General features: G+C 43.2%; 14 protein-coding genes and 1 pseudogene. 1 reads left to right on the forward strand and 14 read right to left on the reverse strand.

The genetic code is table 11. The features are described from left to right. Window positions 1-55 precede the first annotated feature (55 nt). Window positions 56-661, reverse strand: a pseudogene (locus L0M85_RS03325) (VOC family protein); the annotation flags it as partial. A gap of 265 nt (window positions 662-926) precedes the next feature. Between L0M85_RS03325 and L0M85_RS03330 the strand changes: the two are divergent. After that, window positions 927-1,088, forward strand: a complete 162-nt coding sequence (locus L0M85_RS03330) for a transposase (RefSeq protein ID WP_061564216.1) — start codon at window positions 927-929, stop codon at window positions 1,086-1,088. A gap of 177 nt (window positions 1,089-1,265) precedes the next feature. Here the strand turns inward: L0M85_RS03330 and L0M85_RS03335 are convergent, their stop codons facing one another. The 13 genes from L0M85_RS03335 to mutM form a co-directional block, all read right to left on the reverse strand. After that, on the reverse strand, window positions 1,266-2,096 hold the full coding sequence (locus tag L0M85_RS03335; protein ID WP_048689576.1) for a PrsW family glutamic-type intramembrane protease: 831 nt from the start codon (window positions 2,094-2,096) through the stop codon (window positions 1,266-1,268). Beyond that, on the reverse strand, window positions 2,089-3,750 hold the full coding sequence (locus L0M85_RS03340; protein WP_048689579.1) for a C69 family dipeptidase: 1,662 nt from the start codon (window positions 3,748-3,750) through the stop codon (window positions 2,089-2,091). Before L0M85_RS03340 ends, L0M85_RS03335 begins: the two co-directional genes overlap by 8 nt. Before the next feature lie 212 nt (window positions 3,751-3,962). Next, window positions 3,963-4,658: an LrgB family protein gene (locus tag L0M85_RS03345; protein ID WP_048689583.1), complete on the reverse strand. Its 696-nt coding sequence runs from the start codon at window positions 4,656-4,658 to the stop codon at window positions 3,963-3,965. Then, a complete protein-coding gene (locus tag L0M85_RS03350) occupies window positions 4,658-5,029 on the reverse strand; it encodes a CidA/LrgA family protein (protein WP_061564218.1) in 372 nt (123 codons plus the stop codon). The genes L0M85_RS03345 and L0M85_RS03350 overlap by 1 nt, the downstream gene beginning before the upstream one ends. Window positions 5,030-5,164: 135 nt before the next feature. Next, a complete protein-coding gene (gene tehB, locus L0M85_RS03355) occupies window positions 5,165-6,025 on the reverse strand; it encodes an SAM-dependent methyltransferase TehB (RefSeq protein WP_048689588.1) in 861 nt (286 codons plus the stop codon). 159 nt (window positions 6,026-6,184) lie between these two features. Continuing rightward, window positions 6,185-7,930 (reverse strand): C69 family dipeptidase, encoded by a 1,746-nt coding sequence (locus L0M85_RS03360; protein WP_125374362.1) that lies wholly within the window; start codon window positions 7,928-7,930, stop codon window positions 6,185-6,187. A 184-nt stretch (window positions 7,931-8,114) separates the two neighbouring features. After that, window positions 8,115-8,582, reverse strand: coding sequence for an SsrA-binding protein SmpB (gene smpB, locus L0M85_RS03365; RefSeq protein ID WP_006595871.1), 468 nt, complete (start codon window positions 8,580-8,582; stop codon window positions 8,115-8,117). Further along, window positions 8,545-10,902, reverse strand: a complete 2,358-nt coding sequence (rnr, locus tag L0M85_RS03370; protein WP_195323710.1) for a ribonuclease R — start codon at window positions 10,900-10,902, stop codon at window positions 8,545-8,547. Before rnr ends, smpB begins: the two co-directional genes overlap by 38 nt. Before the next feature lie 126 nt (window positions 10,903-11,028). Beyond that, on the reverse strand, window positions 11,029-11,262 hold the full coding sequence (gene secG / locus L0M85_RS03375) for a preprotein translocase subunit SecG (protein WP_006595869.1): 234 nt from the start codon (window positions 11,260-11,262) through the stop codon (window positions 11,029-11,031). A gap of 43 nt (window positions 11,263-11,305) precedes the next feature. Further along, window positions 11,306-11,455 (reverse strand): 50S ribosomal protein L33, encoded by a 150-nt coding sequence (rpmG, locus tag L0M85_RS03380; protein ID WP_081453577.1) that lies wholly within the window; start codon window positions 11,453-11,455, stop codon window positions 11,306-11,308. Next, window positions 11,445-12,644, reverse strand: a complete 1,200-nt coding sequence (locus tag L0M85_RS03385; protein ID WP_342751249.1) for a multidrug efflux MFS transporter — start codon at window positions 12,642-12,644, stop codon at window positions 11,445-11,447. Before L0M85_RS03385 ends, rpmG begins: the two co-directional genes overlap by 11 nt. Window positions 12,645-12,660: 16 nt before the next feature. After that, window positions 12,661-13,257, reverse strand: a complete 597-nt coding sequence (gene coaE, locus L0M85_RS03390) for a dephospho-CoA kinase (RefSeq protein ID WP_195323709.1) — start codon at window positions 13,255-13,257, stop codon at window positions 12,661-12,663. Continuing rightward, the gene (mutM, locus tag L0M85_RS03395; RefSeq protein WP_238656487.1) at window positions 13,258-14,082 is read right to left on the reverse strand and encodes a DNA-formamidopyrimidine glycosylase; all 825 of its coding nucleotides are present in this window, start codon (window positions 14,080-14,082) and stop codon (window positions 13,258-13,260) included. Window positions 14,083-14,087: the final 5 nt, after the last annotated feature.

Below are 14,087 nucleotides of genomic sequence, written 5' to 3' on the forward strand. Positions count from 1 at the left end.
TATCTCTAATACAGTCCTTTGTCAAAAGGAGCATTTATCTTAAAGACAAAGACTTCTAGTTCTCCACTCTGACTCTCGTTATAATTCCATCTTTATCTGTAATGGAGAATTCAGAAAGAGAAATCCAGTGGGTTCTAGCCTTGTTTCTCTGAGCTTGCGTAAGCAAATTGACCAAAAACTCTTTATTCTCAACTTCAACCAAATAGTAGGCAAGACCTACCATTCCATTCTCACGAGGAGCTAAGTTTTTACCACCCCATTCATTTACTGCTAGATGATGGTGATAATTCCCTGATGCTATCCAACTGACATGTGGAATCGTGAATTTATCCTCAAGACCTAGAGACTCTTGATAAAATGCACATGCCTCTCGGCTATTTTTAACAGATAGGTAAACATGGCCCATGCGAGTGCCTTCTGCGATCACAAAAGGATCAAGTTCTTTGCCTAATTCATAGATTTCTTGCGCAGACAGCTCTTCTGTGATTCCAGTAATTCGACCATCCTCACGAATATCCCACTCGTTCACAGGCTTGTCTCTGTTGAGTTCAATGCCATTGCTCTCTAAATCTTCTAGATAGACAGCTTCACTATAGCCATGATCAGCTCCGCCAACTAGTGGAACCTTTAGGTCTAACAAGCGTTTAAAAATATTTGCCAGATCTTATCAACTTGGATAGGATGGGTATTGAGCATTTGATTAAATATAGTCTTTTTGACAAGGAACAGAAGAAAGATACAAAGAATCTGATAGGAATTTGGATAATTGGACTTACGATGAAACAACAGATACCTACACCCATCCAGAGAGTTGGGTATAGCAGTTTGATCACCTCAAACACAACCATACCACAACAGATTTTAGACAGGAAATTAGGGTTTATAAGGCAGAACAAGCTGACTTGGCTTCACAAAAGGGGCTCTATGTGAATGAGAGGTATCAGCTCCTAAAAGTAAAAGAAAGCCAAGCGCTTTTATCTGTCGAAGGCAGTCACATCTTTGCCCAACGCAAGGTTAATGTGGAACCTGTCTTTGGGCAGACAAAGGCTTGTTTGGGTTACAAGAGATGTAATCTAAGAGGCAAATGACAGGTTAAAATTGACATGGGATTGGTTCTCATGGCCAATAACCTCCTCAAATACAATAAGAGAATGACTCAAAATTAAAAAGCTAGAGTTCCACAATTGGAAATCTCTAGCTTTTTTGTGACTGAGAACAATGTTGTCCCAGACTATTTTTTATTTCCTGACTACCAAATCCATCTCTTACTGTTTCTTTAAAAGGTTTAGATTCGGATTTTTATGAGTAAAGAGCACGACCTCAATAAAGGTTCCCACTTGGAAGGCAAAGAGCAAGCCTACCAAAATATTGACCCGATGGTCTGTTTCATAGAATGGGGAATTCCATAAGAAGTGATTGGTCACCGTGGAAACTACACACCAGAGACCAAAGAGCTTTTCTTTTTGCTTGGTGCACTGAGACAGGATGAGAAAGGCTCCAACAGATACAACAGCTGTGTAGACTGCATGAGATGCTAAACCACCAGAAATGCGGTTCACTGCCTCTGTTACTGCTGAGAGATCTCCAGTTCGCGTTTGACGCGCCACATAACCTAGATCTTCAATGATTTGGAAACCAAGACCAGATCCAAAGCCGGCAATTAAAATCGATTTCAAATCCTTACGACCCAAAATCAAGAGGATCCAGAAGGCCACCAGAGCTTTGAAAAATTCTTCAGAAAAAGGTGCTGTCAAAGCATCTGTCCATTTATTAAAGGTACTAACATCTTGAATGAGATGACTATTGAAATGGTCAATGAGGCTGTTCCCTGAAAAACTGAGCCAGCCAGCAACAAAAGCACCACCAAACATGGTCGCCCACAAAACAAGAAGAGGAACCTCAAATCTTTTTGCAAGTCGCTTAATAAAGAGATAAAGAGGAACGACAATCACCGCTAAAACGAGCAGATTTAATACCAAATCTCTTCCTGCTACTTGGTTAAACTCTTGTTGAGAGAGAGAGCCTAGCTCAAACTCCATCCCAATCCCTGCTAAGACCAAAAATAGGAAGAGCAATATTCGTTGAAACTTATTCATCCTTCTTACCTCCCTTTGCTTTCTTTGATTTAATGAAGAAAATTCCTACTCCTATCACTGTCACAAGGGCTAAGCCAATCGTGATGACGAAGTCATAATCAAATGGTACCAAATTGATTTCTTCTTCTTGGTTTGCATCTTCTTCATCTGTTAAATCGTCAATAGCACCTTGTCCATATTGAGCAATCACCTTTTCTTCTGCTTCTTGACGAATTTCTTGCAGACGATCGAAGGTCTTTTGAGCTCGAGTCATGCTCGTTTCTGTCGCTTTTAGGCTCGCCTGCTCTGGCTGCGAAGCGAGGGCAATTTGTTCTTGGTCACTGATTTCTTGCTCAGCCATCCATTGAGATTCTAGGCGTTCCATTTCAGTACGGATGGCTCCATCTCCGAACAAATCAGGATATTTGGCAACTAAATCATTAATGCGAGACATGGTCCAATACCAAGATTGGGGATTATAGGCTGTCCCTAATTCTTGATAGGCTTGGTAGGTATTGGTGATATTGCCATAGTAAGGCAGGTAAGGAGCATTTCGTGGGCTTCCCATCGCTAACCACATAGTTCCCCCACCAGCACTATCAGGAACATTGTCCTTTAATTGGAAAATATGGGCTTCCATGACATTCGGGTTCGAAATCGGGTATTTATAGACTTCATCAAACTTCCCTTTTTCTGGAATCCCTTTTCCATCTAACTCCATTTGATCTTGTGGTTTGAAGTCTGTTCCTTCTAACCGATTGCGTTGGAGATTCATCGCATCACGTAGCGTCAATTTCCGATCCGTTGTATGCATCAAGTCAAAATACTCGTCATCGTAGTTCACATCTGCATCTGGATCCAGTGACTTAATACCAGACCAAACACGAGAACGATCTGCCTCATGCAAAGGTGGATTGTAGGATTGAGACACATGGAACTGGCCATCGATTTCTTTATAGGTTCCTGCATCACGGGCGACTTTTTCAACATCCTTCGAGGCAATAGTCCGTTCCTTATCTGAAAAATCAACATGTCCTAAGAAGAAGGTATTTGGAAAGACTGCATAGCGATCTTCTGGGAAGAGAATCGCTACATATTGGTGACCAGAAAGGATCTCCATGTACCAGATACCTTCCTTGTCCGCGATCGTCACAATATTTCCTTCTGCTGCCCCTTTTTCTTCCACAATTTTCGCAATGAGCTCGACTCCTTCACGAGCCGTTTTGACACTTGGAAGAACGACAGTGGTGAGGGCAGACTCAGCCAAGCCGTCCTCTACATAAGGATCGACCTTTTTAATGTTGTCATTTGCTGAAGCTGAGACGGTCGCCGAGATGGACACACCATGCTCATTAAAACCAGCTTCATCAAATACACCCTGTTCTGGTGTAACATCTGGGACAGCTGTATATTTATAACTTACTTCTGGGAGCTCATACTTAAAGCCATTGGTGGCATCTTCAAAGACCTCCCCTTTCTTGTTATAAGTTCGTTCTCTGACCACAAAGTTCTTATTGTGGTTTGGTTCTAAGTCCTCCGTACGTCCGTACAAAGCATTCCCATCTGCTGTTAACTTTTTACCGATGATAAAACCTGTACAGGCCTCTACCGGTTGGGCAAAGAGGAAGAGAGCAGTGATCAAGCCCAAGGCTGATCGAGCATAACGTTTCTTCATATTGAACTCCTTTAACTAGATATTAACCGTATAACCTCTTTTAGTATACCTTTTGAACCAAAGTTTGGCAAGCGCTTACAACGACTGTAATCAATTAGTAATCTATCTGAAAATTGTTTGACCTTCAAATTATTAAACAACCTTCTCTATCTAACTGTATACAAAAAAGCTCGGAACTTCTTCCAAGCTTTTTCTGAATACTCTCTACCTTTTTAGGAAAGAATCAGGCTCGCGACAAGGGGACTTATAAAGACGTAGAAAACGCCAGTTATCCCAATTGCTAAGCCACCCATAGCTCCGGCTACTTGACCATACTGAAAGGCTGTACCAGTCCCCACCGCATGACCTGTACCCCCAAGGGCCAAACCAATGGCAACAGGATCCTCTACTTTTAGGAACTTAAGAATCGTTGGTCCTAGGACACTTGTCAGGATACCTGTCGCTACAACGACAACTAGGGTAATGGTAGTTATTCCCTGCATTTTTTCAGAAATCCCCACTGCCATGGCTGTTGTCACAGACTTAGGAAAGAGGGAAATAGCTAGAAAGTACTTCATCCCAAAAAGCTTAGCCAAGACAGCTGTAAAAAGCGTGTTGACTACTACTGCTAGAAAACTACTAAGAAGAATACTCTTGGCATGGTGCTTCATCAAATGGAAACTCTTATACAAGGGGATTCCCAGGACAACCGTTGAAGGCACAATCAAATTACTGAGGTAGGTCCCGCCAATATTATAGGCCTTATAGGAAATCCCTGTCAGCTTTAAAAATCCAATGATTAATACCGTAGCAACTAGGAGGGGTGTCGTGATCGGATGGGGAAAGCGACGAAAAATCATCATCCCAATCAGATAGGCAAAGACTGATAAAGAAATCCCAAAGAGAGGATTTGACCACAAACTTTCCATTATTTTTTCCCTCCTTCATAATCCCCCTCATACCTTGTCTTGATAAAACCGACAACTAAGGCAATAAGGGTTACATTGATGATGATAGCCCCTAAAATAATCAATACGATGGGCAATAAATAAGGCTGGATAACATCAAACTTATCCATAATCCCAACCGCTGGAGGTAAAAATAAAATCGTCATATTGGCTAAGAGAAAAGATCCGACCAGATTCACATGGCGGATACGAAGCCATTTCAACTGCAAGCAAAGAAATAAAATCAGTAGACCGATAATACTTCCTGGAATTGGCAAATGAAAGAGGGTCGATATCCCTTCCCCAATCAAAGAGATGGTAAAGATAATCATCAGTTGAACATATAGTTTCACGCGCTTCTCCTCAAAATTCTTGAAAGATACACTAACAGTCTACTCCTTTTCTGTAAAAAATCAAGTATTTTCAGAAAGTTTTCAGATATAAAAAGACAAGGACGACTGCAAGGGGGTCCTTGTCTAGAGAGCTATTTATATTTTCTTGGCTAGCATGGTCGCAAAGCGTAAGGCAATTCGATTGCCATTTTCATCACGTCGGTGCAGATGCCCTGGATTTTCATTGTATTTAACGAGTTCCCAATCCTTGTAGTAGTCTGCTAGCTCGCCTTCCTTAAAGGTAAAGGAAAAAGGAACCTGGCAAGGATAGTCCTCTGTATCCATGGCACAAACAATCAAGTTATAGCCTCCCGGATTGGTCTGGTCTTGCATATTTCGAATAATCGCTGGAATGCGATCCGCTTGCAAGAACATGAGGACAACCGTTGAGACAATCAAATCATAACTTTGTTTTAGGTTCGCTGAGTTGATATCATAGAGTCCCACAGTCATTTCCAAATCTTCTTGTTCTACAATACTTTGGAGGATCTCTAGGGCTAATTCATTTTGATCGACTGCTGTCACTTCAAAGCCATGCTGGGCCAAAAAGAGAGCATTTCGTCCTTGTCCACACCCCAAATCCAAGGCCTTGCCTGGAGAAAGGGACTCCATGGCTTCTAGCACTTCCGAATGGACGGGATTGCTATTATATTTTTTGGGGAAATAATCTTTGGGCTCACAGTAGAATTCCAAAAACCATTCCACATCATCTGTAAGGGCCTCTACACGATGCCAAGCTTGCGGCTGTGCCATCGGGTTATCCGCACCTGCCTCAAAAACATGGCTAGCTACTTCTTCCCCATCTTCCGTCAGCTCAACAAACTTGAGTTTTCCTTTTAGGACTGTAATCTTTCCCCAAGTACCTACTTTGGTATTGTGTTTTCTTTGGACTGCTTCAGGCATGGTATCCTTGGTCCACAAAGGCATCCGTTTATAGGCAATTAATTTTTCAGGCATCCGTTTCTTCTCCTTCTTTCTATCTATCCCTATCATACAAAAATTGCATGCAAATAACAATAAAAAGAGTGGAATTACAAGCTCCTTTTCTGAAGACTTCTATTCCACTCTCTTAGAATCCAGTTGAGGCAGGATGCTGATTTAACAGTCTCTGTCTACTTATTCTTCATTTTCATTCTTTTTTGATTTTTTAAAGTAGAAACCTGCCAAGCCAAATCCTGCAAGAGCCAAAACTCCTAAGACGGCAGATAAACTGCTGTTTGAATCACTTGCCTTGCTAGATGATTGACTAGAAGCTGTTTCTTCCTTCTTATCAGTTTCTTTCGATGCATCTTTTTCAGCTTGAGCTGCTGCTACCAGATTGGCCTTGTTATAGCCGTCATATACAAAGTCTGCTTCCAAACCTTTTTCTGTACGAATCTTATCTTCCATCTCGCTTTCAACTTGCTTGATTTGTTTGAAAATCGTTTCCGCACGTTTAAGTGAGTCACTTGTTACTTCATCTGCAGTAGCTTTCGCTTGGTCATCAGTGAGTCCACTATATTTTTGATCCAAAGCTGCTTGTTCTTTGATCCAGCCTTTTTCCAATTCTTTCCACTTCTCTTGGATGCTGTTGCCAAAGAGGTCTGGGTATTTCATGACCATTTGGTCAATATGCCAAACAGCCCAATACCAAGAAGTTGGATCGTATTTGGCAGAGCGAACTTTGAATGGTGCATAGGTATCGTTGACAATACCATAGAATGGCACATAAGGCGTGTTCCGGCTTTGAGCGAGACCTAACCAAACGACACCACCAAATGGAGTCGGCAAGTCCTTCTTAATTTGGTAGACGTGGGCGTTAATGACGTTTTCATTTCCCAAAGCATATTTGTATTTATTGGTATCGACTTCTTTACCTGGTTCCACCAAGTCATCTGGTGTGTATTGTTTAAGGTGTTCGAACCGGTTCCGTTGTTCAGCGAAAACATCTTCTAGACTATACTTTTTAGAAGGATCCGTTGGTTTGCGCAAGAGGTCAAAGTGCTTATCATCATATTTGATGTCCGCCTTCGGATCCATCAAGGTAATCCCTGCATAGGTCCGTGAGCGGTTGCGTTCGGTATATTCATCTGGACCATAAGAGTCTGCAATATGGAAGTTACCATCTTTATCAGTCTTGTAGTGGTCTGCCTTTTTAGCAACTGCTTCCACATCTTTCGAAGCAATGACGTTGTCCTTGTCCTTGAAATCCACATGTCCTAGATAGTAGGTATTGGCAAAGATGGCATAGCGGTCTTGAGGGAATTTAATGGCTACATATTGGTGACCAGAGAGGATTTCCATGTACCAGAGTTCATTCTTATCTGCTACGACAATGATGTTTCCTTCGGCAGATCCTTTTTCATCAAGTACCTTAGCAACCAACTCAATTCCTTCACGAGCTGTTTTGGCACGTGGAAGAACCAAGTCTACCATAGCAGCTTCAGCCAAGCCATTTTTCACAAGTGGATCTGCTTCCAAAATCTTATCGTGTGGGGTTGCAGATACGGTAGAAGTCATGGAAACGCCCGCTTCGTTAAAGCCATGTGCTCCGAAGTTCCCGTTGGAACCATCTCCATGGGCTGCATCATAAGTTGCGGTATATTTCATTTCATGACTCAAGTGAGGATAAGCAAAGCCGTTGGATTCGTCCTCCAACATATCCCCATCCTTATAGTCTTTGGCAGGTACCACTTCATAGGTTTTATTGTGGCGACCACCATCGGGCGCATAAGGATAGTCTTCAGTCCGCCCAAAGAGCATGGAACCATCAGTCGTGAGTTCTTTCCCAACAATGAAGGCTGAGCAGGCCTGCGCAACTTGAACTGGAATCAAGGCAAAGACCATCAAAGCAATCATCAGTTTGACCAGTAGTTTTCTCATAGTCGATCTCCTTTATGACTACAAAAGAGGCTAGAAAATCAATTTCAAGCCGACGAAAAACAACTATACCAACGCTACCTTCAGTATACCCCTATCCAGATAAAAATGCAAGCGGTTTCAAGAAGAGAAATTTAAAAATAGGAACAGTTTTCAGCCCTTGCTTCAGCTGTTCCTATTTCTTACTTTAACGCGTATTGTATTGTTTCATGACACGAGCAATGTCACGATTTTGTTCCCGCCGTTTGATGGATTCACGTTTGTCATAATCGTGCTTCCCTTTGGCTAAGCCTAACAAGAGCTTAGCATAACCATCCTTAAGGTAAACCTTAAGGGGAACTAGAGTCATCCCAGTCCCTTTAGTTTCCTGCTCCAGTTTTTGAATCTGTTTCTTATGCAGCAAGAGTTTGCGACGGCGTTCTGGGTCTTGATTCCAGATATTGCCTTCCTCATAGGGAGCAATATGAACATTGCTGAGCCAGACTTCCCCATTTTTGACTTGGGCAAATCCATCCTTGAGGTTGATACGAGCTGCTCGAACACTCTTGATTTCTGTACCAGTGAGGACCATTCCTGCTTCAATGGTATCAACAATTGTATAATCGTGGCTTGCTTTCTTATTTTGTGCGACGACCTTTCCCTCGCCCTTTGCCATGCTTAGCTCCTTTCTTAGCTACTTCCTTGTAAAAAGGTTTCTTACTCTTTTTCTTCTTGTCTTTTGGTGAATGCTTGCGCTTGTTCTCTCTAAAGCCTCCTTGCTTTCGTTCTTCTTTCTTAGAAGAAGGGTGCTTAGAGTGTCCATTTCGATCTTTACGGCCCGATGCTTTAGTGACTTTTTCAATCAAATCCAGCTCACTTGGGATATACGAAAAATCAATCTCACCAGTCATCTTATCCGCTCTTTCGACCCTGATTCGGATCTCCTGACCGACACGGAAAGTGACGCCTGATTTTTCCCCGCGCAAGGTCAAATCGCGCTCGTTAAAATGATAAAAACCAGGTAAGGTGGTGATGTGGATCAAACCTTCTACAGTATTTGGCAATTCAACAAAGAGACCAAACTTGACGACACTGGACACCAGAGCATCGTACTCTTCGCCAACATAGTCCTCCATGTACTCTGCCTTCTTCATGGCTTCTACTTCCCGTTCCGCATCAATGGCGCGGCGTTCCCGACTAGAGGATTGGCTAGCAATATCTGGAATGACCTGTTCAAAATGGCTAGCCACTTCAGAATCTTTTCCATACTCTCGCACCATGCGGTGGACTAATAAGTCTGGATACCGGCGAATCGGACTGGTGAAGTGAGTATAGAACTCAGCTGCTAGCCCATAGTGTCCGTGGTTGTGCTCGGAATAACGCGCTTGCTGCATGGAACGAAGCAACATCATAGACAAGACATCAGCATAGGGTTCCCCTTCTACCTTCTTCATGATGTCCTGCAAGGTTTCCTGACTCATGGAATTAGCTGTCCCATAAATTGGAAGGCCAAAACTAGAAGCATAATCGATAAACTTTTGCACCTTCTCTGCTTTGGGTTCTTCGTGAATCCGGTAAATAAAGGGAAGTTTTCGTTTGGCAAAATGCTCAGCTACTGTCTCATTGGCGATCAGCATGAAGGATTCAATCATCCGTTCTGCAACCCCACGTTGGCGCAAGACGATGTCTACTGGTTTTCCTTGAGGATTGACCAGGATTTTTGCTTCATTGGTATCAAAGTTCAGGGCTCCTCGTTTTTCCCGCATTCCTTCTAAGATCTGATGAAGACCAACCATGGCTTCGATACTTGGGACAATGGCTTGGTATTCCTCACGCTTCTCCTGGTCTCCAGCAATGATCTCATTGACATCGCTATAGGTCATACGGAAAGTCGTTTTAATGACAGTTTGGGTGATCTGGTAACGAAGTACCCGACCACGCTGGTCAATCTCCATAATGGCTGACTGGGTCAAGCGATCCACTTGAGGGTTTAAGGAACAAATCCCATTTGATAGACGCTCAGGTAACATGGGCACGACCCGGTCTGTCACATAGACAGAGGTTGCCCGGTTGAGGGCTTCCTTGTCCAAGGCCGAACCTTCGGTCACATAATAAGAGACATCAGCTATGTGAACGCCAAGCTCAAAATTCCCACCTTCCAAACGCTTGATGTGAACCGCATCATCCAAGTCCTTGGCATCGGCACCATCAATGGTAAAGATGATTTCATCTCGAAGATCCAAACGTCCCTCCATATCCTTCTCACTAGGCTGGTCTGGGATGCTTTCTGCTTCTTTGAGGACTGCTTCTGGAAATTCTGAGACGATATCCATAGACTCTAAAACTTCCAAGACATCGATCCCAGGATCTGTCACATGCCCAACCACATCTTGTACTGAGGCAACAAAGTAATTGTGCTTCCGACTTGGATACTGTTCAATAGCTACCTTGAGAACTTCCGTCCCCTCTAATTGTAGGGCAGGTTTTTTCACGTAGATGCGTTGGCTAATCTTTTGATTCTTTGAAAGGATGTAGCCTGCATATTTGGGTTTTTCCTCATCCAAAACGATTTGGCCGACGACTGTTTGGAGGCTGTGCTCCAAGACATCAATGATTTTCCCCTCTGCCGCAGTCCCCTTTTGCCGATCGGCGACCTTGGTGATTACAACCTCAACTGTATCCCCATCAATGGCATGGTTGACATCATTTCGTCCAATAAAAAGGTCCTCTTCTTCCCCCTCTAGGCTAACAAAGCCAAAGCCACTCTTATGAGCATGGAAAATCCCTTTCACAGTAATGACGCCTTTTGGCTTGGCATCAAGGAGACTTAAAAAACCATTTTCTTCAAAGGTTAGTTGACGACGTCGCTCCATCAGCGAAATAGTCTTAATCAGTTCACGAAAACCTTTAGCGTCTGTACTCCCAATGGCTTGAGCCAACTGATCAACCTGAGCTTTTCCCTCCTGTTTTAAATAATCAATAATTTTACTTTTCATATCTTGTGCTGGATACCCAGCCTCCTTTATTTTCTTTCTTTCAGAGAGATTTCTTTGCAAGTGACAATCTCCCTATCCAACGACCCATAGATGAAAAAATAGGCAAAGACAATGTCTAAGCCTATCTTATTTACTGGATAATACCATTAGAATCATCGCAATGAGTAACCAAAGGAAAATCATTACTCCTGTCAATCGTTGCATCACTGCTTCGAATCCACGAGCTTTTGAACGTTCAAACAAGTCATTTGAGCTTGCATCGAATACGTTGCTAGATTGATTTTTAGTCGGTTGCATGAAGATAGCGATAATAATTAATACAGATAGTACCAATAAAATAGTAATCAACGGTTTAGTCATAATTTAAAAACTCCTTAAAATCCTATCTATTTTACCATAAAAATCATTTCGTTTCAAGATGTAATGTCACTTTTCTCTCTTTGGGACAATACTTCAAAACTTCAATTTTTTCAGGGTGGGTCTTCATATTTTTACTTGTCAAATAATTCTGACTACCACAGCTCGTGCAGGTTAGTTGTACTTTAATGCGCACTGATTTCTCTCACTTTCAAATACTTTCTAAAGATGAATAAAAGGAAGGCCAAATCTATAAAGGCTAGGATAGCAGTCCCATAGAATACCCAATGGTAATTGACATGCATGGCAATACTAGAGCCCATCAGGGGACCAAGAACTCCCCCAACATAAAAGAAGAGCTGATTGTAACTAAAAATCCGAGAAATTCCTTCCTTGGGAGTCATGCGGTTTAAGAGAGCCGTCACTCCGGGCATTAAGGCTCCTGTCCCAATCCCAAATAGGAAACGAAGAAAGCCTAATTGAAAAGGGGTCTGAGCAAGGGCACAGAAGATATAGAGGATACCACTATAGAGAAGAGCTAAAAGTAAGAGGCGATGGTTGCCAATTTTATCTCCGAGCTTCCCCATCCATCCCGATGTCAGGATACTAGAAATCCCCATCGCTGATACGATCAGCCCAGATACAAAAATAACATTGTCGCTCTGGCCAAGCTCTCTTACATAGAGTGGAAGAATGGGAGAAATGGACTGACCGATCATCTGAATGGTCATACTGGTCAAAAAGAGACCCAGTAAAATGTCCTTATGCTGGATAGAAGTCAATAATTCCCAGCTTGAAAGGTGCTCCTCCTTGGATATTTGTTGGTAGTCTTCCTCAATGCCCCACCAAGTCAGGACAGAGACGAGAAAGAGGAAAAAACCAACGAGGAGAAAGACATTCCGCATACCAAATTGCTCTGCAATCAATCCTCCCAACAAGGGGCCCATCAAGGTACCGGCAACAGTTCCCGTCGATAAGGTTCCTAGAGCGTATCCAGATTGATTCTTTGGCACCTGACTGGCAATGAGAGCCGTGCTGTTAGGGACAAAGCCTGAGAAGACACCATTTAATAAGCGTAGGAGCAACAACCAAAAGACGGAGGGGACAAAAGCAATTCCTCCCATGGTCAAGGTCATGGCAATCGAGGCTCTCAACATCATGGGTTTCCGACCATAACGGTCTGCCAGACTCCCCCAGATTGGGGCCATTAGAGCAGAAGTCAAAGAGGAGGAGGCGACTGCAATCCCAGCATAAAAAGGAACTGCCGGACCTTTTACCCCCAACTCCTCCACAAAAAGAGCCATAAAAGGGACCACCAATGAAAGACTGGCACCTACGAAAAAGCAGCCAATCCAGGCAATAAAAAGATTTTTACGCCAATTGATTTCCAGTGAAATAGGATCATCTTCTTTCTATTTGTTCTATAGCCCGATAGATTTCCTGATAGAGGTGATCACGCTGGCTATTGTTATCGATCACGAGATCGACAAGAGATTTTTTCTCATCTAGAGGCATCTGGGCTACCAAACGATCGCGCGCCTGGACCTCCGTTAGGGCGTTTCTTTCCATTAGACGTTGCAACTGAGTATCTTCCGTCACATAGACCAGCCAGACTTGGTCAAACCAGTCCAGATATCCTTGCTCGATTAACAAGGGGATATCCATGAAAAAGAGGTCTTCTGTTGCAGCTAGTCGGTCCCGTTCTCGCGCCAGAGCTTTGCGAATGATGTCCCCTTGTACTTGGTTGGACCAGACAATCTCTTTTTGGCTTGAGAAGATGCGTTGAGCCAGAGCAGGACGATTCAAGTCTCCTGTATCTAGAAGGATGTCCCTTCCAAAATGCTCTACCAAAGCTTGATAGAGTTCTCCACCTGGTGCCTGCAGGTCATGGACCACTCGGTCAGCATCAATGACAGGATATCCCTTTTCTCTCAAATAGGAGGTGACAGTGGACTTTCCTGAAGCAATCCCTCCTGTTAATCCGATGATTCTTGTCATCTAGTTCTCCTTTTGACAGTGAGGGCAAAAATGGGTTCCGCGTCCCCCCAGCTGGATTTTCTCAATCGGTGTCCCGCAGCGCAAACAAGGCTGGCCTGTTTTCCCATAGACCTGGTGTTCTTCCTGCATGGTGCCATCCTCACCAAAAGCATTGCTGTAAGAGCGAATGGTGGAGCCACCCTTTTCAACAGCTTGGGCAAGCACAGCAATTGTTTCTTTGCGAACGGCTTTGGCTTCTCTAGCAGTCAAGCTTTGACCTAAACGGGCTGGATGAACCTTGGCTCGATAAAGGACCTCATCTACATAGATATTGCCCAGACCAGCCACTAATTTTTGGTCCAAAAGAGCTGATTTAATGGGTTTCTTTGATTTTTTAAGAGCTGCTTGGAAGGCTGGTTCTTTAAAATCTGCTTCTGTCGGCTCTGGACCAATCTTTTTCGCCAAAAAATAGCTGTCGACAAGCTCAGGTGTGATGACTTCTATGGTTCCAAACTTGCGGACATCTTCATAGACCAGGGTGCTACCATCTGTAAAATGAAAGAAGACATGGGCATGCTTGCGAAGAGGGACTTCGTCTGGATAAAAGAAATACTTGCCTTCCATCCGCAAATGCGAGATGAGAACCAGATCCGTCAGATAAAACAAGAGATATTTCCCACGGCGCCCCATGGCCCGAATTTCTTGACCTGGGAGATCTTGACAAAAAGCATCTAGATCCGTATGAATCATCTTAGGATACTTTACTTCCACTGACTGAATGGTTTTTCCAAGAATTAATTTCTCAAGACCGCGTCGGACAGTCTCTACTTCTGGTAATTCAGGCATAGAAC

It is taken from the genome of Streptococcus sp. DFI.7.26 (assembly GCF_022240605.1).
GTDB lineage: Bacteria > Bacillota > Bacilli > Lactobacillales > Streptococcaceae > Streptococcus > Streptococcus xiaochunlingii.